Below are 24934 nucleotides of genomic sequence, written 5' to 3' on the forward strand. Positions count from 1 at the left end.
ACGGATGAGGAGGGGGACTTTAGGTTCGAAACATGCCTTCCGCCAGTACCGGGGCGTCCACCAGGGTGGTCGCCTCCTCCGCCGCCGCCCCCGATGCCGCTCCCGCCGAAACCGCTCCCGCCGAAGCCGTCTCCGCCGACACCCGGCTGACCCCCGGCGGGCCCGGCTACCGCCGGATGAGCTTCGCGCTCTTCCTCGCGGGGGTCGCGACCTTCGCCCTCCTCTACTCCACGCAGGCCCTGCTCCCCCTGGTCTCCGCCGACTTCGGGGTGACGGCGGCCACGGCGAGCTGGACGGTGTCGGCGGCGACCGGCGCACTGGCCCTGTTCGTCCTGCCGCTGAGCGCGCTCTCGGAACGGTTCGGGCGGCGCACGCTGATGACGGCGTCCCTGGCCGTCGCCGTGGCCGTCGGGCTGCTCGTGCCCTTCGCCCCGTCGGTCGGCTGGCTGATCGCGCTGCGCGCCGTGCAGGGCGCGGCACTGGCCGGACTGCCGGCCTCGGCGACGGCCTACCTGGCGGAGGAGGTCCGCCCGAAGGCGCTGATCACCGCCATCGGCCTGTTCGTCGCGGGCAACAGCGTCGGCGGGATGAGCGGCCGTGTCATCACCGGCTGGGTGGCGCAGGAGTGGGGCTGGCGGGTGGCCGTCGGGACGATCGGCGTGATCGCGGTGGGCTGCGCGGTGGCCTTCCGGCTGCTGCTCCCGGCGCCGAAGCACTTCAGGGCCGGTTCGCTGCGCCCCGCGGTGCTGGTCCGCGCCGTCCGCGGCCACCTCGCGAACCCGCTGCTGCGCAGGCTGTACGCGATCGGCGCGTTGTTCATGACCGTGTTCGGCGCCGTCTACACGGTGATCGGGTACCGCCTCACCGACGCCCCCTTCTCCCTGCCGCAGGGCATCGTCGGCTCGATCTTCCTCGTCTACCTGGTCGGTACGGTCTCGGCCTCGGCTGCCGGGAAGCTGGTGGACCGGCTCGGCCGGCGCGGCGCGCTGTACCTGGGCGGCGGCACGACGGCCGCGGGCCTGCTGCTGTCGCTGGCCGAACCGCTGCCCCTCGTGCTGCTCGGCCTGGTACTGATCACCGCGGGCTTCTTCGCCGGTCACGCGGTGGCGTCCTCCGCGGTCAGCCACACGGCGAAGGAGGGCCGCGCACAGGCTTCGGCGCTGTACCAGTCCGCCTACTACCTGGGCTCCAGCGCGGGCGGCACGCTCGGTGCGGTCGCCTACCACTCGGGCGGCTGGGCCGGGACGGTGGCGCTCGGGCTGCTGGCGGTCGTCGGGGTCGTGGGGATCACGGCGGTCGGGTCGCACGCGGCCCGGACGCGGCGGCGGCTCGTGCCCGTCCACCGCTGACCGCTCACGGCGGACGTCCGCCGGTGACTCCCCGCCGACCCACCGGCGCCGACCCCGGGCCCACGGGGGGTAGTTGGCGCACATGCGGGTGCAGGCCAGGACAGGAACAGTCCTGACCTGCACCTTTTTCATCTTGAGGGGCCGTTGTCAGTGGGCTGCGATAGCTTCCGGAGTGCTGGGCCGCAACGAGGCGGTGCCCGCACGACGGACAAGGCCACAGGGGTGGGTTGGCTATGAGCGACGGTACGGCGACGGTGGAGGACCTCGACGTCCGGCTGGAGAAGCACCGGGTCGAGCTGACGGGGTACTGCTACCGCATGCTCGGCTCGTCCTTCGAGGCGGAGGACGCGGTGCAGGACACGCTGGTGCGTGCCTGGCGCAGCTACGACAGGTTCGAGGGCCGCTCCTCGCTGCGTTCGTGGCTGTACCGCATCGCGACGAACGTCTGCCTCGACATGCTGACCGCGGGCAACAAGCGGGCCCGCCCCATGGACCTGACGGACCCCACACCGCTCGCGCAGGCCGCTCTGCACCCGCGCCCGGACCACACCTGGCTGGAGCCGATGCCGGACGCGCGCGTGCTGCCGACGGTCGCCGACCCGGCCGAGGCCGCCGTGGCCAAGGAGTCGGTGCGCCTGGCCTTCATGGCGGCCCTGCAGCAGCTGCCGCCCAAGCAGCGGGCCGTGCTCATCCTGCGCGAGGTCCTGGCGTGGAGGGCGAGCGAGGTGGCCGAGCTGCTCGGCACCACGGTCGCCTCCGTGAACAGCGCGCTCCAGCGGGCCCGTGCGACGCTCGGCGAGAGCGAGAACAGGAGCGCGGCGGCCCGGGCCGCCACCTCCGACCCGCTCGACGCGGAGCAGCAGAAGCTCCTGGAGCGCTACGTGGCCGCCTTCGAGGGGTACGACATGACGGCGCTGACGGCCCTCCTGCACGAGGACGCCGTGATGACGATGCCGCCGTTCGACCTGTGGCTGGCCGGTGCCGACGACATCACGGGCTTCATGACGACGCTCGGCGCGCCCTGTGCGCACTCCCACCTGGTCCCGGTCGCGGTGAACGGCCTGCCGGGCTTCGCCCAGTACAAGCCGGACCCCGCGACCGGGGGCCGTACGGCGTGGGCCGTGCAGGTGCTGGAGATCTCAGAGGGGCGGATCACCGGGTTCCACTGCTTCCTCGACACGGAGCGGTGGTTCCCGCTGTTCGGGCTCCCCCTCCACCTCGAAGCGGAGGCCGACCAGGGCGAGTAACGCGGTCAGGGCGGGGTCCGGGCCGCGCAGTCTGATCCGGCCCCCGGCGCGGCGGGCGGTGAGCTGCATCCTGGCCAGCGCGTCGACGGTCGTCAGGCCCGGTGGCCCGAGACCGGCGACGTCGCAGACCACGACATGGGCCGCGGTGTGTCGCAGCCTTGCGCGCACGGCCTCGCACAGCCTCGGCACCTCGTCTCGCGTGACGGGGCCGGGCAGTACGAGTACGTCGGGTGTCAGGGCGTCCACGTGCGGTAGACCGGGCGGGGGCGGGGAACTCATCGCGGAGCGGTTGCGCTCCGCTCGGGCTGCGCGGTCTGAGTGGTCCGCGTGAGGTCGGCCTGTCCTCGGCTGCCGGCCGGTGAGGGCTGGTCGCGCGGTTCCCCGCGCCCCTGAAGGGGCTGGTCGCCGCTTCCCGAAGGGTTCGTGCAAGGTCACATTGACCTGGGGACAGTTCAGCCCGGAGGGTTGGGTGTATGCCCCACGAATCCGTGCCAGCCGCACCACACGTACCTGAGGCGGATCCCCGCGGCCTCTCCCTCCCCGGCCGGCCCCGGGCATCGCGGGAGGTGCCGTGCAGGGGGTGCTGAACGGGTTCGCGGTCATCGCCGTCGTCATCGGTGTCGGCTACCTGATCGGACGCCGGGGGTACCTGGGCGACAACGGCCGGGAGGTGCTGACCAAGCTCGCGTTCCACGTCGCCACGCCCGCGCTGCTGTTCACCACCCTCGCGCGGGCGGACCTGTCGGTGATCCTGTCGAACCGGCTGCTGGTGACGGCGATCAGCACGTTCGCGGTGGCCGGGATCTTCGTCGCGGTCGGTGCCGTACGCCGGTGGGGTGTGGGCCGCACGACGATCGGCGCGCTGTGCTCCAGTTACGTCAACGCAGGCAATCTCGGTATCCCGATCGCGGTGTACGTCCTGGGGGACGCCTCGCTGGTGGCGCCGGTCCTGCTGTTCCAGCAGATCGTGATGACGCCGGTCGCCCTGACGGTCCTCGACCTGTCGGGTCCGGGCGAGAAGCAGTCGGTCTGGCGGCGGGTGACCGTTCCCGTCCGCAACCCCATCGCCATCGGTTCGCTGTCCGGGGTGGCCGTCTCGGCGACCGGGCTGAGCGTCCCCGGGCCGGTCATGGACCCGCTGACCCTGATCGGGAACATGTCCGTGCCGGCCGTGCTCCTCGCCTTCGGCATCTCCCTGTGCGGCAGCACGATGCCGGGCCGCGGGGCCGACCGGGCGCCCGTGCTGCTGTCCGTCGCCCTGAAGTCGGTGGGCCAGCCGCTGGCCGCCTGGGCACTGGCGGCGGGGGTCTTCGGCCTGCGGGGCGAGCCCCTGCTCGACGTGGTCGTCACCTCGGCCCTGCCGGCCGCGCAGAACCTCTTCACGTACGCCTCGCGCTACCGGGTCGGCGAGGTGCTGGCCCGGGAGTCGATCCTGCTGTCGACGGTGCTGGCGGTGCCGGTGCTGGTGGTGGTCGCGGCGCTGCTGGGATGACGCCCCCGGCCAACACTCAGTGGACGGGAAAGACGCTCGTGTCGAGCTTCAGGCCGAAGGGGTCCGGCAGCACGATCTGCTCGCCGAGCTTACCGGCGTGCAGAACCCGGTAGACGTCACCCCTGGGCTCGCCGTACAGCGTGACCGTGGGACCGCCCGGCGCCCAGCGGTCGATGAGCAGGTAGAGGGGGATGCCCGCGGCCGCGTAGGCGGCGGGCTTGCCGATGCGGTCGTGCTGAGCGTCGGACTTCGAGGTGACTTCGACGACGAGCTCGGCCGCGGCGGCCGGGATGTAGGTGCCGGGGCCGTCGACCTCCGCCGTGGGTACCACCACGAGGTCCGGGATGGACATCCCGAGACGGGAGGGCACCGCGATGGAGAGGGTCTGGAAGATCCCCCGGTCCTCGGGGATCGCTGAACACAGGCGACGCTGAACGGCATCAGCGATCAGGTTGTGCTGGTTCGCGGGAGTGGGCGACACGGTGACGACCCCCTCGATGATCTCCACCTTGCCGCCCTCAGGCCACTGCGTCTCCTCCCGGAACCGGACGAGGTCGTCCCAGCTCCGCTCGGGCTCGTGGTAGACGGTGAGTGCGCTCATGGCGGTCTCCATTCGCTGCGTCACCGATCACAGCATGCCGAACGGGACCGGCGGCGGTCCACCGGTCCCGTTCTCCCGGATGAGGAAACCCCAGGTCAAGCGACGCGTCAGGCGATGCGTTCCCGTACCACCGGTGCCGTCGTGAAGGGCGTCCCGGGGACCGCCACGTCGTACGAGCCCTCCACCGCCTCCAGGGCGTACGCGAAGCGGTCCGGGGTGTCCGTGTGGAGGGTGAGGAGGGGCTGGCCCTCGGTCACCGTGTCGCCCGGCTTGGCGTGGAGCTCGACGCCCGCGGCGGCCTGCACCGGGTCCTCCTTGCGGGCGCGGCCCGCGCCCAGGCGCCAGGCGGCGACGCCGACGTCGTACGCGTCCAGGCGGGTCAGGACGCCCGAGGCCGCCGCCTTCACCACGTGCTGTTCCCGCGACGTGGGCAGCGGGGCGTCCGGGTCGCCGCCCTGGGCCGCGATCATGCGGCGCCAGGCGTCCATCGCCGAGCCGTCGGCCAGCGCCTTCGCCGGGTCGGCGTCCTTCACGCCCGCCGCGTCGAGCATCTCGCGGGCCAGCGCGAGGGTCAGCTCGACGACGTCGGCCGGGCCGCCGCCCGCCAGGACCTCGACGGACTCGCGGACCTCCAGGGCGTTGCCCGCGGTCAGGCCGAGCGGGGTGGACATGTCCGTGAGGAGGGCGACCGTCCGCACCCCGTGGTCCGTGCCCAGGCCGACCATCGTGGCGGCCAGTTCGCGGGCGTCCTCGATCGTCTTCATGAAGGCGCCGGAGCCGACCTTCACGTCCAGCACGAGCGAGCCCGTGCCCTCCGCGATCTTCTTCGACATGATGGAGGAGGCGATCAGCGGGATCGCCTCGACCGTGCCGGTGACGTCCCGCAGCGCGTAGAGCTTCTTGTCCGCGGGCGCGAGGCCGTCGCCCGCAGCGCAGATCACCGCGCCGACCGAGTCGAGGACGGAGAGCATCTCCTCGTTCGAGAGCAGGGCACGCCAGCCGGGGATCGACTCCAGCTTGTCGAGGGTGCCGCCGGTGTGGCCCAGGCCCCGGCCCGACAGCTGCGGGACCGCCGCGCCGCAGGCCGCGACCAGCGGGGCCAGCGGGAGTGTGATCTTGTCGCCGACGCCGCCCGTGGAGTGCTTGTCGACCGTCGGGCGGGACAGGGACGAGAAGTCCATGCGCTCGCCGGAGGCGATCATCGCGGCCGTCCAGGTGGAGATCTCCCGGCGGTTCATGCCGTTGAGCAGGATCGCCATGTTGAGGGCGGCCATCTGGTAGTCGGCGACCTCACCGCGCGTGTACGCGTCGATGACCCAGTCGATCTGCTCGTCAGTGAACTCGCCGCGGTCCCGCTTGGTGCGGATGACGGAGATGGCGTCCATCGACAACGAGGTCATGGCTTCCCTTCAGTAGTGCAGCGGCCCCCGGAAGTCCTCCGGGGGCCGCCGTGGATTACCTGGTGAGGTGCTCGGGCCCGAAGGCCTGCGGCAGCATCTCGGAGAGCGGCAGGAGACCGGCCGGGGTCTCCAGGATCAGCTCGGGGCCGCCGAACTCGTACAGCAGCTGGCGGCAGCGGCCGCACGGGACGAGGATCTCGCCGTGGCCGTCCACGCAGGTGAAGTGCGTGAGCCGGCCGCCCCCGGTGTTCTGGAGCTGCGAGACCAGGCCGCACTCCGCGCACAGGCCGAGCCCGTACGAGGCGTTCTCCACGTTGCACCCGGAGACCGTGCGGCCGTCGTCGACCAGGGCCGCGACGCCGACCGGGTAGTTCGAGTACGGGACGTAGGCGCGGGACATGGCCTCGCGGGCCGTCCGGCGCAGCGCCTCCCAGTCGACGTCCGGGGTGGCCGGGTTCCCGGCCTGCGCGGCCGTCACTTTCCCTGCCCCCGTCGGTAGGGCATGCCGTCGGCCTTCGGCATCCGCAGGCGCTGCGCGGAGAGGGCGAGGACGAGGAGCGTGACGACGTACGGGGTGGCGGTGACGACCTGGTTCGGGACCTCGTTGGTGGTGGTGTACCAGAGGAAGACCAGCACGCCGATCAGTGTGGTGACCGCCGCGTGGACGTACTTCTTCTTCCACACGAAGTACGCCGCGCCGATGACCAGCAGCAGGGCCAGCAGGAGCAGCAGCGCGTGCACGTTGGTGCCGCCGCCGCGCAGCTTGAGGCTGTCGGTGTAGCCGAAGAGGCCGGCGCCCAGGGCGAGACCGCCCGGCATCCAGTTGCCGAAGATCATCGCGGCGAGGCCGATGTAGCCGCGGCCGCCGGTCTGGCCCTCCAGGTAGATGTTGGAGGCCACCAGGGAGAGGAAGGCGCCGCCGAGGCCCGCGAAACCGCCGGAGATGACGACCGCCAGGTACTTGTACTTGTAGACGTTGACGCCGAGCGACTCGGCCGCCACCGGGTTCTCGCCGCAGGAGCGCAGGCGCAGGCCGAAGGAGGTCCGCCACAGGACCCACCAGGTGACCGGGACGAGCGCGACGGCGACCACGGTGAGCGGGGACAGGCCGGTGAAGACGCCGCCGATCAGGCCGGCGAGGTCGGAGACCAGGAACCAGTGCTTGCCGTTGAGGGTCTGGAGCCAGTCCGACAGGCCCGGGATGTCGAAGGTGCCGAGCGAGTCGACGGGCGGCGACTGCTTGGACGTGCCACCGTCCTCGCCCTCGAAGGCGAAGGTCGACAGGTAGCGGGTGGCGCCGAGGGCCAGGATGTTGATGGCCACACCGGAGACGATGTGGTTGACGTTGAAGGTGACGGTCACGACGGCGTGCAGCAGGCCGCCGAGGGCGCCGCCGATGATGCCGAAGGCGACACCGGTCCAGGGGCCCCACTGGAAGCCGGCCCAGGCGCCGAACCAGGTGCCGAGGATCATCATGCCTTCGAGGCCGATGTTGACGACGCCCGCGCGCTCGGCCCACAGTCCGCCGAGACCGGCGAGGCCGATCGGCACGGCCAGCCGCAGGGCGGTGGACATCTGGCCGGTCGAGGTGATGCCGTTGGCGTCCGTGATCAGCCGGACGACGGAGACGAGGACCAGCAGGCCCGCGATGGCCAGGAGCAGGACCGGGAGCGAGATACGGCGGCGGCCCCGGGCGGGCTTCGGCGCCTGCGGCTTGGCGGCGGTCGAGGTGCTCATCGGGCAGCCACCTCCTTCTGGGAGTTGTCGTTGGCGGCGGCCGCGGCCAGTTCGGCGCCGACGCGCCGCTGCTGGCGGCGCAGGCCCCAGACGCGTACGGCCTCGTAGGAGACGACGACCGCGATCACGATGAGACCCTGCATGATCACCGCGATCTCCTTGTCGTACGCCACCGGGGTGGCGTAGTCCAGGGCGGGCGATGCCTTGTCGAGGAAGGCGACCAGCAGGGCGGCGAAGGCGATGCCGACCGGGTTGTTGCGGCCGAGCAGCGCGATGGTGATGCCGGTGAAGCCGAGGCCGGTCGGGAAGGACAGGCTGTAGGTGTGGGCGTCGCCGAGGAGGATCGGCAGGCCCGCGAGGCCGGCCACGCCGCCGGAGATCAGCATGGCCGTGAGGACCATGCGTTTGGCGTCCACGCCGGAGGCGGCCGCCGCGGTCTCGGAGGCGCCGGTGGCGCGCAGGTCGAAGCCGAAGCGGGTGCGGTTGAGGACCAGCCAGTACAGGACGCCCGCGAGGACGGCGATCACGGTGAAGCCGTAGATCTCGCCCGCGTCGCCCATGTCGAGGCCGGGGAACCAGCCGGACTCCTTCATCACGCCGGTGGTCTGGTTGTTGCCGAGCGGCTGGCCCCAGACCTCGGTGAGGGTGAGGTAGCCGATGAGGCTGGTGGCGATGGCGTTGAGCATGATCGTCGCGACGACCTCGCTCACTCCGCGGGTCACCTTGAGGACGCCCGCGATACCGGCCCAGAAGGCGCCGGTGAGCACGGCCACCAGCATCAGGAACGGGATCTGCAGGGCGGCGGGCAGCGAGACGTGCGCGCCGACGACCGCGGTCATCATGGCGGCGAGGCGGTACTGGCCGTCGACGCCGATGTTGAAGAGGTTCATGCGGAAGCCGACGGCGACCGCGAGGGCGGCGAGGTAGTAGACGCCGGCCTGGTTGATGATCAGGACCTGGACGTCGGCGAACCCGGCCTGCTCGAACATCAGGGTGTACGGCTCGATCGGGTTCTTGCCCGAGGCGATCAGTACGAACGAGGTCAGCACCACGGCCGCCACGAGCGCGATGACCGGTCCGGCCACCGCGAGGAGCACGCGCTCCTTGTCGAACTTCTTCATCGGGCCTCGTCCTCCGGGGCTGCCTCTGTGTGCGCTGCGGGCGCTGCGGGCCCGCGCTCCGCGCGCTCTGTCCGCTCTTCGGACCCGTGCCCGTGCTCGACGTGCTCCAGGTGTCCGGAGGCGGCGCCGGTCATGGCCGAGCCGAGCTCCTCCGGGGTGACGGCCGCCGGGTCGGCGTCCGCGACCAGTCTGCCGTCGTAGATCACCCGGAGGGTGTCGGAGAGGCCGATCAGCTCGTCCAGGTCGGCGGAGATCAGCAGCACGGCCAGGCCCTCGCGGCGGGCCTCGCGGATCTGGTCCCAGATGGCGGCCTGGGCGCCGACGTCCACCCCGCGGGTGGGGTGGGCGGCGATCAGGAAGCGCGGCTTGTGGCTCATCTCGCGGCCGACGATCAGCTTCTGCTGGTTGCCGCCGGACAGGGAGGCCGCGGTGACGTCGATGCCGGGCGTCCGGACGTCGTACTCCTCGACGATGCGGCGGGTGTCGTCCTGGGCACCCTTGGGGTCCAGCCAGAAGCCCTTGGAGTTGGGCTTCTCGGTGACGTGGCCCAGGATGCGGTTCTCCCACAGCGGGGCTTCCAGGAGCAGGCCGTGGCGGTGGCGGTCCTCGGGGATGTGGCCGACGCCCCGCTCGCGGCGCCTGCGGGTGGGCCAGGAGGTGATCTCCTCGCCGAGGAAGCGGATGGTGCCCGAGTCGGCGTGCCTGAGGCCGATCAGGGCGTCGACCAGTTCGGTCTGGCCGTTGCCCTCGACGCCGGCGATGCCCATGACCTCGCCGGCGTGGATGGTGAAGGTGACGTCGTCCAGGACGCGCTTGGCGTCGCCGCCGGCCGCGTCGCCCGCGAGGGATCCGGCGGCCGGGGCCTCGCCGACGGTTCCGGTCTCGCCGAGCGAGGCGCCGCCCGCCGCGTACACGGTCAGGCCCTCGACCTGGAGGACGGGCTTGTCGGTGACCGTCGACTCGGCGGTCTCCGGGGTGGGCAGCTCGCTGCCGACCATCATCTCGGCCAGCTGCCGGGAGGTGATCTCCGCGGGGACGGCCGTGCCGACCGTCGTGCCGCGGCGGATGACGGTGATCTCGTCGGCGACCGACAGGACCTCGCCCAGCTTGTGGGAGATGAAGATGACGGACAGGCCCTCGGCCTTGAGCTCGCGGAGGTTGTCGAAGAGCGCGTCGACCTCCTGCGGGACCAGGACGGCGGTGGGCTCGTCCAGGATGAGGATGCGGGCGCCGCGGTAGAGGACCTTGAGGATCTCCACGCGCTGGCGGTCGGCGACGCCGAGGTCCTCGACGAGGGCGTCCGGGCGCACCCCGAGGCCGTACCGGTCGGAGATCTCCTTGATCCTGGCGCGGGCGGCGGCGCCGATGCCGTGCAGCTTCTCGCTGCCCAGGACGACGTTCTCCAGGACGGTGAGGTAGTCGGCCAGCATGAAGTGCTGGTGGACCATGCCGATGCCGCGCGCGATGGCGTCGGCGGGGCTGGCGAAGGCCACCTGCTCGCCGTCGACCGCGATGGTGCCCTCGTCCGGCTTCTGCATGCCGTAGAGGATCTTCATCAGGGTCGACTTGCCGGCGCCGTTCTCGCCGACGAGGGCGTGCACGGTGCCCTTGCGGACGGACAGGTGGATGTCGTGGTTGGCGACGACACCGGGGAACCGCTTGGTGATCCCCGCCAGCTCGACCGAGACGGTCGACGGTGGCTGTGACCGTGCGGCGAGCGGGGGGCTGCTGGACGCGTCGATGGCGCACTCCTTGGAAAAGGGGCCATCTACGCGCGTAGCGCCCCTGCTTCGACTACTACTGCGGAGGCCGGGCGTTCCGGGCACACACCCACTTCCCGGACGGAACCGGACCATCCTCCGCGCGAACGGGGCGCGGGAAGACCATCCTTCCCGCACCCCGTCTGCGCGACCTCGGCGCCGCCGTTACAGCGCCCGGTCGACCATGCTTACCACGAACGGCCGCCTGCGCCGCCTACGAGGTCTTGACCTTGATGCTGCCGTCGTTGATGCCGTCGGTGGCCTTCTTCAGGGCCTCCTGCAGCTCGGTGTCGTCCTTGAACACGGGGTTCGAGTCCGCGAGGCCCACGCCGCCCGTCTTGAGGGAGGCGCGCACGACACCGGTCGCGGGCTTGCCGTCCTGGACCGACTTGGCGAGGTTGTAGACCGCGCCCGCGACGTCCTTGGTGGCCGAGGTGAGGATGTACTGCTTGTACGCCTTCAGCGCGTTCTGGTTGTACTGGTCGGAGTCGACGCCGATCGCGTACACCTTCGCGGCGGCGGCGGCCTCGATGACACCCTGGCCGGACAGGCCCGCGGCGTGGTAGACCACGTCGGCGCCGTCCTCGATCTGGCCCTCGGCGGCGGTCTTGCCCTTGTCGGGGCTGGCGAAGCCGCCGTCCTCGGCCTTCTCGGTCAGGAACTGCGAGACGACCTTGACCTTCGGGTCCGTGTCCGCGACGCCCTGCTTGTAGCCCGCCTCGAACTTGTGGATCAGCGGGATGTCCACGCCGCCGACGAAGCCGACGGTCCTGGACTTGGTGGTCAGGGCCGCCGTGACGCCCGCGAGGTAGGATGCCTGCTCCTCGTGGAAGACCATGTCGGCGACGTTCTTCTTGTCGATCGTCTCGTCGTCGACGATGCCGAAGGTCGTCTTCGGGAACTTGTCCGCGGCCTCGGCGACGGCCGGGGCGTAGGCGTAGCCGACGCCGATCACCGGGTTGTAGCCCGCCTTGGCCAGCGTCTCCAGGCGCTGCACCTTGTCGGCGTCCGACTCGCCGTCGGTCGGCTCGACGGCCTTGGAGCCGTACTTGAACTCCGCGGCGGCCTTCTCCATGCCGGCGGTCGCGGCGTCGTTGAAGGACTGGTCGCCCTTGCCGCCGACGTCGTACGCGATGGCGAGGCCCTTGGCCTTGCCGTCACCACCGTCGGAGGCGTCGTTGGAGGTGCCGCCGCAGGCGGCGAGGGCGGCGGTGAGGGTAGCGGTCGCAACGCCCGCGACAGCGATTCGGGACACCCGGCGCATGGTGCGTGACTCCTTAGTGCATGCGCCTGTACAGGCGCTGGTTCCGCCGCAGCGTAACGCGCGTAGACCAGACGGAAAACCCCTTCTGTCCGGTCCGTTACCGAGCTGTGGCCACAGATGCCGTACAGACTACGGAACGTCGTACGCCCCTTGCGGGAGGCGAGGGGCGTACGACCTGCGAAGGTGTCCGCCACCGGGGCTACCGGCCGGTACGTCCGCCCTCCGGGGGCGCGGGGAACCGCGCGGCCGGCCCCCGCCGGCCGACGGCCGACCCGGGCCCGCCCGTGCCCCCCCGCGGGCCGGCCGGGCGGCCTCGGGTGCCTACTCGGTCTTGACCGTGACCTTGCCGCTGACGATGTCCTCCTCGGCCTTGGCGACGGCCGCGACGACATCGGTCATGGCCCGGTACTTCGGGTTGGAGTCGGCGAAGCCCACGCCGCCCGACTTCAGGTCGCCCCGGTGCTCACCGGAGAGCGGCTTCCCCTCGACGACGGACTTGGTGACCTCGTAGACGGCGCCGCCGACGTCCTTGAGGGCCGAGCCGAGGATCCAGTCCCTGGACGCGGCGAGGGCCTTCTGCTTGTACTGGTCCGAGTCGACGCCGATCGCCCAGACCTTCTCGGCCGCGGCCTCCTGGATGACGCCCTGGCCGGACAGGCCCGCCGCGTGGTAGATCACGTCCGCGCCGGCCTCTATCTGGCCGCCGGCGGCCTCCTTGCCCATGCTCGGGTTGGCGAAGCCGCCGTCCTCGGGCTTCTCGGTGAGGTACCGCTTCTCGACCTTGATCTTCGGGTCCACCGACGCGACGCCCTGGACGAAGCCCGCCTCGAACTTGTGGATCAGCGGGATGTCCACCCCGCCGATGAAGCCGACGTGCTTCTTCTTGCTGGTCTCGGCGGCGGCGACACCGGCGAGGTAGGAAGCCTGCTCCTCGGCGAACACCATGTCGGCGACGTTGTCCGCCTTGACCTGGGCGTCGTCGATGACGGCGAAGGTGAGGTCCGGGTACTTGGCGGAGACCTCCTTCACCGCGGGGGCGTAGATGTAGCCGACGCCGATGATGGGGTTGTAGCCGGCCTTCGCCATCTGGGTCAGACGCTGCACCTTGTCGGCGTCCGCCTCGCCGTCGCTCGGCTCGATGTCGTTGCCGCCGATCTTGAATTCCTTGCGGGCCTTCTCGAACCCGGAGTAGGCGGCGTCGTTGAAGGACTGGTCGCCCCGGCCGCCGATGTCGTAGGCGAGACCGATGCCCTTGCCCTGGTAGCCGGAGTCCGGGCCGGAGTCGCTGTCGCCGCCCGACGACTCGTTGCTGGTCTCACCGCAGCCGGCGGCCGCGAGGACTACGACCGCGGCGGCGGCAACGGCCTGCGAGAGCCTTGTCCTCCGGGCGATCCGAGAATTCCGACGCATGAGAGAGCACTCCTTACCTTCCCCAACGGCGCCGTCGCCGACGCTGACTGCGGCGAACCGTAACGCGCGTAGAAGGGGAGGGGAACGGGGTTCCTCACGGCCGTTACCGATTCGTGCCGACGGCCTGTTACGAACGTCCGCCGCCGGTTACGTCCGGGTGACGCGGGTGGACGAAGGGGGTGCGGCGGACGGAAGGGACGCCCCCTCGGCGCCCCTTCCGTCCGCCGGCCGCCCCGGCCTCCGTGCGTCAGCCCCGCGCGTCCAGGAGGGCGGCCGCGGTGAAGAGCTCGACGCCCACCGTGATGGCCGACTCGTCGACGTCGAAGTTCCCCTGGTGCAGGTCCCGTACGGTCCGCTCGCCCGGCGGGCGCACGCCGAGGCGGGCCATGGCGCCGGGCACGTGCTCCAGGTACCAGGAGAAGTCCTCCCCGCCCATGCTCTGTTCGGTGCCCTCGACGGAGTCGGACCCGAGCCGGGCGGTCATCGCCCCCCGCAGCAGGTCGGTCACGCCCGGGTCGTTGACGACCGGCGGCACCCCGCGCACGTAGGTGATCTGGGACTTGGCCCGGTGCAGCGCGGCGACCTCGTCGACGGCGGCGTGCACCAGGTCGGGTGCGTTCCGCCAGGCGTCGAGGTCCAGGCACCGTACGGTCCCGGAGAGCTCGGCGCGCTGCGGGATCACGTTGCAGGCGTGGCCCGACTCGATGCGTCCCCAGGTCAGGGAGAGTCCGGCGCGGACGTCGACCCGCCGGGCGACGACCGCCGGCACGTCGACGGCGACCCGGGCGGCGGCGGTGACGAGATCGGTGGTGAGGTGCGGTCGCGCGGTGTGCCCGCCGGGGCCGTCCAGCCGGACCTCGACACGGTCGCAGGCGGAGGTGATGGGCCCGTACCGCAGGCCGACGCGCCCGGCGTCGACCCTCGGGTCGCAGTGGACGGCGACGATCCGCCCGACCCCGTCCAGGCCGCCGCACTTGATGACCTCGGTGGCGCCGCCGGGGAGCACTTCCTCGGCGGGCTGGAAGATCAGGCGCACGGCCCGGTCGAGGAGGCCCCTGGCGTACAGGTCCGCGAGGACGAGGGCGGCGCCCAGGACGATGGTCGTGTGCACGTCGTGTCCGCAGGCGTGGGCCCGGTCGGGCACCGTCGACCGGTACGCGCATCCGGTCTTCATGTCCGGAATGGGCAGCCCGTCGATGTCCGCGCGCAGGGCCAGCATCGGAAGCGCGGGGTCCGGTACGCCGACGTCACAGATGAGCCCGGTCCCCGTGTCGAGCACACGGGGCCGCAGACCGGCGCGCTCCAGCCTCTCCTTGATCGCCGCGGTGGTGCGGAACTCCTGGTTGCCCAGCTCCGGGTGCATGTGGAGGTCACGCCGGAACGCGACGAGTTCGGCGCGCAGCGCCTCGGACAGCGTGCCGGGAAGCGACGTTTCCCCGGACGGATCGGCCTCGGACTCTTGGGACATCAGTTGGTTCACCCTCTGAAGGGTAGGGCGACGCGACGGCCGACGGAGCTACGATCAACAAAATTTCAACCCGTTCGGGAAGAAAAGCCGACCGCGCGACGCATAGGTATCGACTGGGTTGGGTACACTCGCCCGGCTTTCCGGGCGGTTGGTCCTTCGCCTGCCCAGCCCACCGGCTGTCTACGCATACCACGCATACAAGCCCCTGAACGATTCTGTTCAACTGCCGGACACAACCGCGCCGGTGCCCGTCCCGTGTCTCAGCCGGCGCTCACGGCCGACAGCCGGTGGACGTCGCGCGCCGTGCCGGTGACCCCCGACAGGAAGCCCTGGGCCCGGGGGGAGGCGCTCTCGGTGAGCCAGGCCGGGTCTATGTCCAGGACGGCGACCCTGACCTCCGTGCCGGCCAGGGCGAGCGGCAGGGTGTGCACCACCGTCGACGGGAAGCTCAGGATCGTACGGCCGATGGGGCCGCGACGGGCGATCAGTTCGAGGGGCAGGTCCGGGCGGACGATCTCCAGACCGGTCTCGACGGCCAGCCGGTGCAGCTTCTCGGAGCCCTCCCTGCGGTGCGCGAAGTACCGGGTGGCCCCGTGGGCGACGGCCAGGCCCCTCACCGCTTCCAGATAGCGGTCGGGGTCCACGACGCCCGTCTCCACCAGGGAGGTGCCGACCAGGTCGGCGCCCTTCGTGATGCGGGGCGGGCCGAACCGGGCACGGGTCCAGGCGAAGTCGTTGACCGTGATGTCGACGCCCTCGGGCGTCTCGGTGATCGGCATGGAGGAGAAGACCTCCACCCGCCGGCCCGCTCCGGGGGTGAGCCGGCGGCGGGCCCGGGCCGAGACCGGTGCGAAGACCAGGTCCCGGGCCCCGGGGCGCCCGCCGCGCCGGTGCCACCGCACCAGGCGCTCGCCCCGCGCGAGCTGGGAGACGAACTCCATGGTCGCGGTCCCGTCGTCCACGACGACGAGGTCGCGGGCGCGGGTGATGGTCAGCAGCAGCTGCACGTACCGCGAGAAGGGGTCGCCCATCACGATGCGCCGTGCCCGGCGCAGCAGCGGGGCGAGCCCGCCGACCGTGTGGAACGGCGCGGAGGTGCCGCCCCTCGCCTCCTCCCAGCGCACGTCGTAGCCCTCGTTGCGGGCCAGCTCGGCCATGCGCCGCAGCTGTCCGCGGGTCATCGGGTCGGTGGGGGACAGGACGACGAGGGTGAGCCCGCCGTCGGTCCCCGGGGCCCCGGGGCCGGAGGCGCCCGGCCCGGAGGACGCGCCGGGCAGGCCGGTTGCGCCGGAACGGCCAGTTCCGTCGGTTCCGCCGGAACGGCCGGTCCCGCCGGTTTCGCCGGACCCACCGGGTCCACCGGTCCCACCGGCATGACCGGTCGCGCCGGAACGGTCGGTCCCACCGGTCGCGCCGGAACGGTCGGACTCGCCAAAACCGCCGGGCCCGCCGGTTTCACCGGACCCGCCGGTCGTGCCGGAAAGGCCGGTCGTGCCGACTCCGGCGGGCTCGCCGGCCCCACCGGCCCCCGGCTCCGGGCCCGGGGGCCCGGAGGTCTCGCCCGTCGGCCGGCGGGCTGCCCGCCGGCCGTGCGCGTGCGCCCACTCCAGGACGTTCAGGAGCTGCACCGGGCTCTCCACGAAAGCCAGCGTGGCGGGTGACTGGGGGCCGGTGGACCCGGCGCGGGGACTCATCGACGTACGACCGTCGCTTCCCTGGATTCCGGAGGGGTGGGAGTGGCTCAGACCGAGACGGGCTCGCCGGCGGCCGCGGCGATCTCGGACTCGGCGACGACGCCCGGGACGCGGCGCAGCTTCTTCATCGGGCCCAGCTCGGACTCGTAGACCTTCTTGACGCCGTCGCCGAGGGACGCCTCGATGGTGCGGATGTCGCGCACCAGACGGGTCAGGCCCTGCGGCTCGACGGAGGCGGCCTGGTCGGAGCCCCACATCGCGCGGTCCAGGGTGATGTGGCGCTCGACGAAGGTGGCGCCGAGGGCGACCGCGGCGAGCGTGGTCTGCAGGCCGGTCTCGTGGCCGGAGTAGCCGATCGGGACGTTCGGGTACTCGGCCTGGAGGGTGTTGATGACGCGGAGGTTGAGCTCCTCGGCCTGCGCCGGGTACGTCGAGGTGGCGTGGCACATCAGGATGTTGTCGCTGCCGAGGACCTCGACCGCGTGGCGGATCTGCTTCGGCGTCGACATGCCGGTGGAGAGGATGACCGTGCGGCCGGTGGCGCGCAGGGCGCGCAGCAGCTCGTCGTCGGTGAGGGAGGCGGAGGCGACCTTGTGGGCCGGGACGTCGAACTTCTCCAGGAAGGCGACGGCCTCGGTGTCCCACGGGGAGGCGAACCAGTCGATGTTCTTCGACTTGGCGTACTCGTCGATCTGGCGGTACTCGTCCTCGCCGAACTCCACGCGGTGGCGGTAGTCGATGTAGGTCATGCGGCCCCAGGGGGTGTCGCGCTCGATGTCCCACTGGTCGCGCGGGGTGCAGATCTCCGGGGTGCGCTTCTGGAACTTCACGGCGTCGCAGCCGGCCTCGGCGGCCGCGTCGATCAGCTTGAAGGCGTTCTCCAGCTCACCGTTGTGGTTGATGCCGATCTCGCCGACGACGTAGACGGGGTGGCCGGGGCCGGCGGTCTTGGAACCGAACTTGCGCAGGCGGGAGTTGGTGCTCATGGTGGAGAAGTTCCTTACTTGTCGAGGGAGTCGAGAGAAGGGCCGAGGATCCAGCTGGCGATCTCTCGGATCGCGCCGTCGCCGCCGGGGACGGTGGTGACCGCGCGTGCGGCGCCGCGTACGACGTCGTGGGCGCTCGCGACCGCCACGGGCCAGCCCACGAGGGCGAAGCACGGGAGGTCGTTGACGTCGTTGCCGACGTAGAGCACGCGCTCGGGCGCGATGCCCTGTTCCTCGCACCACTGCTTCAGCGCGAGGTCTTTCCGGTCGATGCCGTGCAGCACGGGGATCTTGAGCTTCCGTGCGCGGGCGGCGACGACCGGGTTCTGCTCCGTGGAGAGGATCAGCATCGTCAGGCCGCTCCTGCGGAGGGCCGCGATGCCGAGTCCGTCCCCGCGGTGCACGGAGACGAACTCCTTTCCGTCGGAGTCGATCAGCACCCTGTCGTCGGTCTGGGTGCCGTCGAAGTCGAGGACGACCGCGTCGATGTCCTCGGCGGTCGGGAGGGCGCCGGGCCGGTTCGCGTCGAAGAGCGGCGCGAGGGCCCGGGCGCGGGCGAGGTCGTGCGGGTCGTCGATCTCCAGGACCCGCGCGGGGTCGGTCCGCACGAGCTCGGTCCGCCCGAAGAAGCGGTGCTTGTGCTCGCGCAGGCCGGCCGCGTCCATGCAGTACGCGGCGCCGGTCTCCAGCAGGTCCTGGGGCCGGTCCTGGCGGCGCGGCCGGAAGGACTTGTCGTGGTTGACGCCGTAACCGCCGGCGGCGGCGGAGGGCGCGGGGGCGGCGTGGCCGCCGTCCGCCGCGGCGAACGCCTCGTCCTCGTCCCGCCAGATGAACCCGTGGAAGGGGGCCACCGTCAGTGCGGTGTCCGCGCCGTTCCGCACGACCGCGCCCGCCACCGCGTCTATGTCCTCGCGGACGATGAACGGGCTGGTGCACTGCACGAGGAGCACGGCGTCCACGGCGGAGCCGTGCAGCGTCTCGTGGGCGTCCATGGCGTGCAGGACGGCCGCCTCGGAGGTCGCCGTGTCACCGGCGATGGCGGCGGGCCGCAGCACGACCTCGGCGCCGGCCTCGCGGGCCGCGGCGGCGATCGCCTGGTCGTCGGTGGAGACCACGACGTCCGTGACGAGCCGGGCCGCCCGGCACTCGCGCACCGCGCGGGCGACCAGCGGCACGCCGCCGACGGGGAGCAGGTTCTTGGCGGGAACGCCCTTGGACCCGCCCCGCGCGGGAATCACCGCGAGCACACGCGGCACGGCCGCGAGCCGCCCCGCTTCCGAGTTGGTCATTCGCTGTACTCCTTGATGAAGGGCTGCCGTATGGCGCCCCGAAAGGGGCGCGGGGAACTGCGCGACCAGCCACGACGGATCCGCGGGCGCAGGGCGGCGGTGGGTCGCCGGGTCCCCGGCGAGGGGAAGCTCACAGCTCCCCCATCCGCCGGATGACCGGGGCCACCCGCTGCACCCCGTGCCGGTAGGCACCGCGCGCGGCCCGCCGCACGATCTGCCGCACGGGCCCCGGCTCCCGGTCGGCGTCGGGCGCGCCCGGCAGCGGGCTGCCGTCCGGCGCGAGGTGGTGGCGGGCGAGGATGCCGGGCAGGTAGCCGGGCGCGGTGACGGGCGTGTAGTAGGGGGCGAGGGCGGGCAGCGGTCCGCCCGCGAGCAGCCCGGCGATGCGTTCGCGGGCCGCGTCGAAGGCGTTCTCGTACGAGCCGTCGGCGCCCACGCCCTGCCGGGCGACCCAGCGCTCGTCGGGCGACGGGACGTGCCCGTCGTCGAGCTGGTCCCAGGAGGCCAGGCACCCGGAGCCGACGAAGTGGTGGTTGCCGAGCGACTCGCGCACCCCGAGGTCGGTGAGGACCACGGTGGGGATCCGGCGGTGCAGGGACTCCAGGGCCGCCGTCGAGCTGACGGTGACCAGCAGGTCCGTACGGTCGAGGACCTCGCCCATGTGCCCGTACACGAGGCGGAGGTTGGCGGGCAGGCCGCCCGGGACCCGCTCCGCGAGGCGCTGGTAGGGCTGCTCCTCGATGTGCGTGGTGTGCTCGCCCGGCTTGGACCGCAGCTTCAGCAGGACCTCGCGGTCCGGGTGCAGCCGGGCGTGCCGGACCAGCCGGTTCAGCAGGTACGTACGGTCCTTGCGGCTCTCCGGCACGGAGGGCTGCGCGGCGAAGACGACCGTGTACGGGTCGTGCTTCTCGTACGGGGCGCCGCCGAGGAACGGCAGCGCGACCTCGGTCACCGAGGAGGCGTCGGCGCCCACCCCCTCGTACACGGCGCGGAAACGCTCCGCGTCCTGGCGGGAGTTGGCGAGGACGAGGTCCGCGCCGTGCCGCAGCAGCAGCCCGTCGGCGAGCTTCTCGTAGACGACGCCGACATAGCCGGTGACGACCACGGGCCGCCGCGTGCTCCCCGTCGCCGCGCGCTCCCGCCACTGGTGGGAGAGCCCGTGCAGCATCGCCTGGACGCCGCCGCCGACGAGGGACAGCACGAGGACGTCGTACGCGGCGTCCTCGCGGGCCATCTCCCGCAGGAACTCCGCGGCGGTGACCTCCCGCAGGGAGTCCGCGCGGACGCCGACCTCTTCGAGCTGACGGGCGGTGGGGGTCGCACGGCCCCTCAGGAGGTAGCCGTCGAGCCTGATGTCCGAATCGGCCGGTGCGATACGGTTCGCGGTGAGCGCGCCCCATTTCCACCGGGTGTCGGAATCGGCGAGTACGGCTGCTCGCAGGGGCTTCGTGGTACTTGCTGGCACACCGGAGACGCTAGGAAGCGATTCCGATCACCGGCCCAACCGGAATACAACAAAGGGTTAACAGCACATCGCCGAATGGCGACCCGGCCCCCGATCCGCGCCCTATAAAGCCTGGTTCACCATTCCGCCACGCGTCGTTCACCTGGTATCCCACCAACGGTCAAGACGAATGCCGGGCCGCCGCCTAACGTCACGTGGGTGGTCAAGCTCTCCGTCATCGTGCCGTTCTACAACGTGCAGCAATATGCGCCCGACACCTTGAAGAGTCTGCGTGCGAACGCACGCGACGACTTCGAGTTCATCCTCGTCGACGACTGCTCCCGCGACGAGACACCGGACATCCTCGCGCGCGCGGAGCGCGAGCTCCCGGGCGCGGTGCATGTCCGACACGAGCAGAACGGAGGACTGGCCACCGCGCGCAACACGGGCATCGACGCGGCGCGCGGCGAGTACCTCACGTTCCTGGACGGGGACGACTGGCTCGCCCCCGGTTACTACGAGCAACTGCTCGCCACCATCGAGAACCTGGGCTGCGACTTCGTCCGCACGGACCACGTCCAGTGCACCGCGCGGGCCCGCAGCATCCACCGCGTGCCGTACGGCAGGCGCGGTGTCGTACTGGATCCGCGCGAGGCGATCCTGCCCGCCGACCGCTCCACCTCCGTCGACTACGCGTACGCGTGGGCCGGCATCTACCACCGCCGGCTGGCCGACCGGGGCCTGCTGCACTTCACCGACGGGCTGCGCACGGCGGAGGACCGGCCGTGGATCTGGAAGCTGCACCGGGAGGCGGAGTCGTTCGCCACGGTGGGGCTGCTCGGCGTGTTCTACCGGCGCGGTGTCGCCTCCTCGCTGACCCAGATCGGTGACGTACGGCAGCTGGATTTCATTCGCGCATTCGACCAGGTGATAAGCGAGACGGCCCAGGACCGGGAGGCGGACAAACTCCTGCCGAAAGCCGTCCGTACCTACTGTGCGATTATTTCCCATCACCTGGGATCCGTCGAAAGGTTCGAGCCGGCCGTGGCACGGAAACTGAAGTCGATGAGTGCGGTCGCCCTGCGGCGCATGCCGCAGGACGTCCTCGACGACGCACTCGACTCCATGGACATGCTGCGCGCGACGCGGCTGCGTCGGCTGCGCCGCCGTCCGGCCGCCGCGGGGGTGTCCGCGTGACCACCCAGATCTTCATGGCGTCGACGCTGTACGGCACGGCGACGCTCGCCGCCGCCGTCGACTCCGGGTGCTTCCGCCCCGCGGACCGCCGCATCCTGCTCGTCTCCAACAACTCGGCGACGCCCGAGACGACACCCGGCGTCGACGAGATGCCGGGGTTCGCGCAGCTGCGCGGCCGGTTCGACGACGTGATCTCGTGGAACGAGACCATCTTCCCGTTCCACCCCGGCGGCTGGGCCCCGCGGTCCGACGACGTACCGCTGTGGGAGCGGCACCTGCGGCTCGCCTGGGGGCTCGGCGACGACGACGTGGAACTGACCGTCGAGTCGATCCAGGTGAACCCCGCGCTCAGCGTCACCCAGATCTTCACCGGCGCCCCCGTCACCGTCTACGCGGACGGCCTGATGAGCTACGGCCCGACCCGCAGCAAGATCGACCCGCTGGTCGGCACCCGTATCGACCGCCTCCTCCACCTGGACCTGGTGCCGGGCCTCACGCCCCAGCTGCTCACGGAGTTCGGTGTCGGGCCGGAGATCGTGCCGACCGCCGCCTTCACCGGGGTCCTCGCCGAACTCGTGAAGACCGGCGACGAACTGCCCGCCGTCGACGCGCCGGCCCTGCTGCTCGGCCAGTACCTCTCCGCCCTCGGCATCCTCACCGCCGAGGAGGAGGAGGACCTGCACGTACGGATGCTCAGGGGCGCCGTCGCACTCGGCCACGAGCGCGTGGTGTTCAAGCCGCATCCCAGCGCGCCGGCCCGCTGGTCGCGCGCCCTGGAGAAGGAGGCCGAGCGGATCGGCGCCGACCTCACGGTGCTCGACACGCCGGTCCTCGCCGAGGTGCTGTACCAGCGGATGCGTCCCGCGCTGGTCGTCGGCTGCTTCTCCACCGCGCTGCTCACCGCCTCCGCGCTGTACGGCCTCCCCGTCGCCCGCATCGGCACCGGACCGCTCCTCGACCGCCTCACCCCGTACGAGAACAGCAACCGGATCCCGGTCACCATCGTGGACGCCCTGCTGCCGGAGCTGACGGACCACGCGGCGGTCACCGGGCAGCGCACGGGCCTGGCGGCGGACGAACTGGGTGAGCTGGTGCGGGCCGTGAGCTACGCCATGCAGCCGAAGATCTACCCGAGCACGCGGCCGGACGCCGAGCGGTACCTGGCGCGGCACCTGGACACGCACACCTGGCGCTACTTCAAGCGGCGGCGCCTCACCGCGCTGGGGCTGCCCGGCGCGGTGCCCGCCCAGCTCGCCTTCATTCCGCGCAACGCGACCGTACGCCGTGTGGCCAAGCGCGCCCGATCCCTGAAGAGGGCCACGCTGGGATGAGCACCATGAACCCGTCGCCCGTTTCGGCGTCCTCTCCCGGGGCCGAGGCGGGCGACCGCACCGCTGCCGTGCCCGCGGCGTCCGTACCGTCCCGGATAGTTCCGGAGAAGCGCGTGCCGCGGCTGCGCGCGCTCGACGGGCTCCGGCTGATCGCCGCGCTGATGGTCGCCGCGTACCACTACGGCGGCCGGGACGGCGAGGTGGGCCAGGCCTGGGGCACCTCGCCGCAGCTCCAGTTCCCCACGCTGCACACGTGGTTCGCGTACGGCTGCCTGGGCGTGCAGGTCTTCTTCGTGATCAGCGGCTTCGTGATCTGCATGAGCGGCTGGGGACGGAGCCTGCGCTCGTTCTTCGCCTCGCGGGCCTCCCGGCTGCTGCCGTCGTACTGGGCGGCGGTCGTCCTCGTCACGGCCGTGTTCGCGCTGCCGGTGGTCGCGTACGAGGCCGTCTCGCCGAGCGACGCGCTGGTGAACCTCACCCTCATGCAGCAGCCGCTGGGCGCCGACCGGGTGCTCGGGGTCTGCTGGACGCTCTGGGCGGAGATCCGCTTCTACGCGCTGTTCGCGCTGTGCGTCGTCCTGCCGGGGGCGACCCGGCAGCGCGTGATCCTGTTCTGCGCCGGCTGGACGCTCGCCGCGGCGATCGCGCAGGCCGCGCGGGAACCGCTGCTGGACCTGGTCCTGATGCCCGAGTACGCGCCGTTCTTCGTCGGCGGCATCGGCCTGTACCTCGTCCACCGCGACCGGCGTGACGCGTACGCCTGGGGCATCGTGGGGGTGAGCTGGCTGATCGGCCAGCACTACGCGGTGGCGGAGCTGTGGCACGCGCCCGATCCGGCGCACTTCTCGTACCGGACCTCCACCGGGATCATCCTGGTCGTCACCCTCGGCTTCGTGGCGGTCGCCGCGATCGCCCTGGGCTGGCTGAACCGGGCGAACTGGCCGTGGCTGACGGTGGCCGGGGCGCTGACGTACCCCTTCTACCTGGTCCACGAGCACCTGGGCTGGGTCGCCATCCGCGCCTACCACCAGAGCCTGGGCATCCCGTCGTACGCGACGATGCCGCTGACGGTCGCGACGATGCTGGTCCTGGCGTGGCTGCTGAACCGCTACGTGGAGGACCGGTCGGCCCCGCGGCTGCGCTCGGCGCTGTCGCGCCCGCGCTGAGGCTCGCGCTACGCCTTTCGCCGCGCCTCTCGCTGCACTTCTCGCCGCGCCTCTCGCTGCATTTCTGCGAGGATCCCGCCGAGCGCGTCACCGGCCTCGTCGAGGAGCTCCGCGATCTCGGCCGTCCGGCGGGCCAGCTCGGCCCGGGCGGCGGGGTCGACGACGAAATCGCCGAGCGGGCCGACCGGCGGCGCGATCCCCGGCCCGCTCGCGGCCGGGGCGGTCTGCGGCGGCGTGGACGGGTCCTCGGGCGCTGCGGTTCCGTCCGGTTCCGGTCCGGCGGACAGCCCGCCCACCGGTCCGGGGCGGTCAGTTGATTCCACTTTCCGCCTCGATCCCCTTCAGCAGTAGCGCCAGCCCTTCCTCGAATGCCTCGTCGTAGCCTTCGAAGATCACCTCACCCGCCGCCGCCGACAGGGGGAAGCCGGCCAGCAGTTCGGCGCGGGCCGCCATGTCGTACCCCTCGCGGCGCTCCCCCGGCAGGGGGTGGACGCCCTGCTCCTCCGTGACGAAGCCCAGCGTGAACAGGTACGCGGTGTTGGTGGCGCGTACCGCCTGGCGAAGCGTGAACCCCGCGTCCACGAAGGCGCGAAGGTTCTCCTCCATCTGCACCGCGTGCACGGTCTCGGTGAACCGGGAGCCGCTGAAGACCTTGGCCCCGTCCCGGTAGCCGAGCAACGCCGTGCGCAGGCCGCGGCTCGTGACGAGGAGCCGCTCGCGCCACCGCGCACCGGGCGGGATCCGCGTACCGGCGACCATCCGCCGGAACATCTCCGTCGCCATCTCGTCCAGCAGTGCCTGCTTGTCCTTGAAGTGCCAGTAGAGCGCGGGCGCCTTGACGTCCAGCTCCTTGGCGATGGCGCGCAGGCTCAGCCCGTCGAGGCCGACGTCGTTCAGCAGACGCAGCGCCGTGTCGGCCACCAGCGCTCGGTCGATCTTCCCCACAGCCACGGTCGCACCCTATCCGGCGGCTTCCCC

22 protein-coding genes are annotated in these 24934 nt (G+C 71.8%); 6 read left to right on the forward strand and 16 right to left on the reverse strand.

The window, feature by feature from the left end; genetic code table 11:
* Positions 1 to 32 precede the first annotated feature (32 nt).
* Together KM933_RS00750 and KM933_RS00755 are read left to right on the forward strand one after the other, a co-directional pair.
* Positions 33 to 1349, forward strand: coding sequence for an MFS transporter (locus KM933_RS00750; RefSeq protein WP_221347758.1), 1317 nt, complete (start codon positions 33 to 35; stop codon positions 1347 to 1349).
* Positions 1350 to 1582: 233 nt separating this feature from the next.
* Positions 1583 to 2596 (forward strand): sigma-70 family RNA polymerase sigma factor, encoded by a 1014-nt coding sequence (locus tag KM933_RS00755; protein WP_221347759.1) that lies wholly within the window; start codon positions 1583 to 1585, stop codon positions 2594 to 2596.
* Here the strand turns inward: KM933_RS00755 and KM933_RS00760 are convergent.
* Positions 2489 to 2875 carry an STAS domain-containing protein gene (locus tag KM933_RS00760; protein WP_221347760.1) on the reverse strand — a complete coding sequence of 129 codons (387 nt, stop codon included), beginning with the start codon at positions 2873 to 2875 and terminating at the stop codon, positions 2489 to 2491. The two genes, KM933_RS00755 and KM933_RS00760, sit on opposite strands and share 108 nt — an antisense overlap.
* A 292-nt stretch (positions 2876 to 3167) precedes the next feature.
* Here KM933_RS00760 and KM933_RS00765 point away from each other — a divergent pair, with 292 nt between their 5' ends.
* Positions 3168 to 4088 (forward strand): AEC family transporter, encoded by a 921-nt coding sequence (locus KM933_RS00765; RefSeq protein ID WP_221347761.1) that lies wholly within the window; start codon positions 3168 to 3170, stop codon positions 4086 to 4088.
* Between the two features lie 16 nt (positions 4089 to 4104).
* On the opposite strand, the gene KM933_RS00770 is transcribed toward KM933_RS00765, so the two are convergent.
* From KM933_RS00770 to KM933_RS00830, 13 genes are all read right to left on the reverse strand, one after another.
* On the reverse strand, positions 4105 to 4689 hold the full coding sequence (locus KM933_RS00770) for a Uma2 family endonuclease (RefSeq protein WP_221347762.1): 585 nt from the start codon (positions 4687 to 4689) through the stop codon (positions 4105 to 4107).
* A 107-nt stretch (positions 4690 to 4796) separates the two neighbouring features.
* Positions 4797 to 6074 carry a thymidine phosphorylase gene (locus KM933_RS00775; protein WP_221347884.1) on the reverse strand — a complete coding sequence of 426 codons (1278 nt, stop codon included), beginning with the start codon at positions 6072 to 6074 and terminating at the stop codon, positions 4797 to 4799.
* A 70-nt stretch (positions 6075 to 6144) separates the two neighbouring features.
* Positions 6145 to 6567, reverse strand: a complete 423-nt coding sequence (locus KM933_RS00780) for a cytidine deaminase (protein WP_221347763.1) — start codon at positions 6565 to 6567, stop codon at positions 6145 to 6147.
* On the reverse strand, positions 6564 to 7826 hold the full coding sequence (locus tag KM933_RS00785; protein ID WP_221347764.1) for an ABC transporter permease: 1263 nt from the start codon (positions 7824 to 7826) through the stop codon (positions 6564 to 6566). Before KM933_RS00785 ends, KM933_RS00780 begins: the two co-directional genes overlap by 4 nt.
* Entirely contained in the window at positions 7823 to 8947 is a 1125-nt protein-coding gene (locus KM933_RS00790) for an ABC transporter permease (RefSeq protein ID WP_221347765.1), read from the reverse strand. The genes KM933_RS00785 and KM933_RS00790 overlap by 4 nt, the downstream gene beginning before the upstream one ends.
* On the reverse strand, positions 8944 to 10689 hold the full coding sequence (locus tag KM933_RS00795) for an ABC transporter ATP-binding protein (RefSeq protein ID WP_308013202.1): 1746 nt from the start codon (positions 10687 to 10689) through the stop codon (positions 8944 to 8946). Before KM933_RS00795 ends, KM933_RS00790 begins: the two co-directional genes overlap by 4 nt.
* Positions 10690 to 10921: 232 nt before the next feature.
* The gene (locus KM933_RS00800; protein WP_221347766.1) at positions 10922 to 11971 is read right to left on the reverse strand and encodes a BMP family lipoprotein; all 1050 of its coding nucleotides are present in this window, start codon (positions 11969 to 11971) and stop codon (positions 10922 to 10924) included.
* A 321-nt stretch (positions 11972 to 12292) separates the two neighbouring features.
* Positions 12293 to 13381 (reverse strand): BMP family lipoprotein, encoded by a 1089-nt coding sequence (locus tag KM933_RS00805; protein WP_221347767.1) that lies wholly within the window; start codon positions 13379 to 13381, stop codon positions 12293 to 12295.
* A gap of 247 nt (positions 13382 to 13628) precedes the next feature.
* Entirely contained in the window at positions 13629 to 14849 is a 1221-nt protein-coding gene (locus tag KM933_RS00810; protein WP_221347768.1) for an amidohydrolase, read from the reverse strand.
* Between the two features lie 260 nt (positions 14850 to 15109).
* Positions 15110 to 16126 carry a hypothetical protein gene (locus KM933_RS00815; RefSeq protein ID WP_260332878.1) on the reverse strand — a complete coding sequence of 339 codons (1017 nt, stop codon included), beginning with the start codon at positions 16124 to 16126 and terminating at the stop codon, positions 15110 to 15112.
* A 464-nt stretch (positions 16127 to 16590) separates the two neighbouring features.
* A complete protein-coding gene (locus KM933_RS00820; RefSeq protein WP_221347770.1) occupies positions 16591 to 17529 on the reverse strand; it encodes an N-acetylneuraminate synthase family protein in 939 nt (312 codons plus the stop codon).
* Between the two features lie 14 nt (positions 17530 to 17543).
* Positions 17544 to 18818, reverse strand: a complete 1275-nt coding sequence (locus KM933_RS00825; RefSeq protein ID WP_221347771.1) for an N-acylneuraminate cytidylyltransferase — start codon at positions 18816 to 18818, stop codon at positions 17544 to 17546.
* A gap of 130 nt (positions 18819 to 18948) precedes the next feature.
* A complete protein-coding gene (locus KM933_RS00830; protein WP_221347772.1) occupies positions 18949 to 20283 on the reverse strand; it encodes a DUF6716 putative glycosyltransferase in 1335 nt (444 codons plus the stop codon).
* 198 nt (positions 20284 to 20481) lie between these two features.
* Between KM933_RS00830 and KM933_RS00835 the strand changes: the two genes are divergently transcribed.
* Genes KM933_RS00835 through KM933_RS00845 form a run of 3 tightly spaced genes read left to right on the forward strand, consistent with a single transcriptional unit; the run spans position 20482 to position 23956 of the window.
* Complete coding sequence (locus KM933_RS00835; protein ID WP_221347773.1) at positions 20482 to 21459, forward strand: glycosyltransferase family 2 protein; 978 nt, start codon at positions 20482 to 20484, stop codon at positions 21457 to 21459.
* Positions 21456 to 22790: an alpha-2,8-polysialyltransferase family protein gene (locus KM933_RS00840; RefSeq protein WP_221347774.1), complete on the forward strand. Its 1335-nt coding sequence runs from the start codon at positions 21456 to 21458 to the stop codon at positions 22788 to 22790. Before KM933_RS00835 ends, KM933_RS00840 begins: the two co-directional genes overlap by 4 nt.
* Positions 22787 to 23956 carry an acyltransferase family protein gene (locus tag KM933_RS00845; protein ID WP_221347775.1) on the forward strand — a complete coding sequence of 390 codons (1170 nt, stop codon included), beginning with the start codon at positions 22787 to 22789 and terminating at the stop codon, positions 23954 to 23956. Before KM933_RS00840 ends, KM933_RS00845 begins: the two co-directional genes overlap by 4 nt.
* An 8-nt stretch (positions 23957 to 23964) precedes the next feature.
* On the opposite strand, the gene KM933_RS00850 is transcribed toward KM933_RS00845, so the two are convergent.
* Both KM933_RS00850 and KM933_RS00855 read right to left on the reverse strand, forming a co-directional pair.
* Complete coding sequence (locus tag KM933_RS00850) at positions 23965 to 24279, reverse strand: hypothetical protein (RefSeq protein ID WP_221347776.1); 315 nt, start codon at positions 24277 to 24279, stop codon at positions 23965 to 23967.
* Positions 24266 to 24907 (reverse strand): TetR/AcrR family transcriptional regulator C-terminal domain-containing protein, encoded by a 642-nt coding sequence (locus KM933_RS00855; protein WP_221347777.1) that lies wholly within the window; start codon positions 24905 to 24907, stop codon positions 24266 to 24268. The genes KM933_RS00850 and KM933_RS00855 overlap by 14 nt, the downstream gene beginning before the upstream one ends.
* Between the last annotated feature and the right edge of the window lie 27 nt (positions 24908 to 24934).

Origin of the sequence: Streptomyces beigongshangae (assembly GCF_019710745.1) — a bacterium.
Classification (GTDB): Bacteria; Actinomycetota; Actinomycetes; order Streptomycetales; family Streptomycetaceae; genus Streptomyces; species Streptomyces beigongshangae.

Bases quoted from the DNA above. Each gene is read 5' to 3' on its own strand.
- KM933_RS00750 (WP_221347758.1), top strand. From the start codon at position 33: ATGCCTTCCGCCAGTACCGGGGCGTCCACCAGGGTGGTCGCCTCCTCC.
- KM933_RS00755 (WP_221347759.1), top strand. From the start codon at position 1,583: ATGAGCGACGGTACGGCGACGGTGGAGGACCTCGACGTCCGGCTGGAG.
- KM933_RS00760 (WP_221347760.1), bottom strand. From the start codon at position 2,875: ATGAGTTCCCCGCCCCCGCCCGGTCTACCGCACGTGGACGCCCTGACA.
- KM933_RS00770 (WP_221347762.1), bottom strand. From the start codon at position 4,689: ATGAGCGCACTCACCGTCTACCACGAGCCCGAGCGGAGCTGGGACGAC.
- KM933_RS00775 (WP_221347884.1), bottom strand. From the start codon at position 6,074: ATGGACGCCATCTCCGTCATCCGCACCAAGCGGGACCGCGGCGAGTTC.
- KM933_RS00785 (WP_221347764.1), bottom strand. From the start codon at position 7,826: ATGAGCACCTCGACCGCCGCCAAGCCGCAGGCGCCGAAGCCCGCCCGG.
- KM933_RS00790 (WP_221347765.1), bottom strand. From the start codon at position 8,947: ATGAAGAAGTTCGACAAGGAGCGCGTGCTCCTCGCGGTGGCCGGACCG.
- KM933_RS00800 (WP_221347766.1), bottom strand. From the start codon at position 11,971: ATGCGCCGGGTGTCCCGAATCGCTGTCGCGGGCGTTGCGACCGCTACC.
- KM933_RS00805 (WP_221347767.1), bottom strand. From the start codon at position 13,381: ATGCGTCGGAATTCTCGGATCGCCCGGAGGACAAGGCTCTCGCAGGCC.
- KM933_RS00810 (WP_221347768.1), bottom strand. From the start codon at position 14,849: ATGTCCCAAGAGTCCGAGGCCGATCCGTCCGGGGAAACGTCGCTTCCC.
- KM933_RS00820 (WP_221347770.1), bottom strand. From the start codon at position 17,529: ATGAGCACCAACTCCCGCCTGCGCAAGTTCGGTTCCAAGACCGCCGGC.
- KM933_RS00825 (WP_221347771.1), bottom strand. From the start codon at position 18,818: ATGACCAACTCGGAAGCGGGGCGGCTCGCGGCCGTGCCGCGTGTGCTC.
- KM933_RS00845 (WP_221347775.1), top strand. From the start codon at position 22,787: ATGAGCACCATGAACCCGTCGCCCGTTTCGGCGTCCTCTCCCGGGGCC.